Here is a 232-nt window from a genome sequence, read left to right as displayed (position 1 = left end):
GACGGTTGTTAAAATCGTTGACAAAGGATGGCAGAGTTTTGGCCCCAGTCGTGTACCGCTCGGTGCAGCGGCGGTCGTGCGCATTCAGGATACTGAAATTGATATCATCCTCAACACCAACCGGACGCAGACATTTGAACCGGATATTTTCACCAATTTAGGCATTCATCCGCCGGAGAAAGCCATCCTTGTGGTCAAATCAACCAACCATTTTTATGCAGGATTTGCACCC

The 232-nt window shown here is 48.7% G+C and carries 1 protein-coding gene; it reads left to right on the top strand.

Features of this window, described 5'->3' with window-relative positions; translation table 11 throughout:
• A partial coding sequence (locus HBA93_RS23805; RefSeq protein ID WP_221724853.1) for an MlrC C-terminal domain-containing protein occupies nt 1-232 on the top strand: 232 nt, incomplete at both ends.

The organism is Ochrobactrum sp. SFR4 (genome assembly GCF_019730395.1).
Taxonomy (GTDB): Bacteria; Pseudomonadota; Alphaproteobacteria; order Rhizobiales; family Rhizobiaceae; genus Pseudochrobactrum.
Note: the sequence above shows the minus strand (reverse complement) of the source record. Positions and strands in the feature narration are given on the sequence as shown.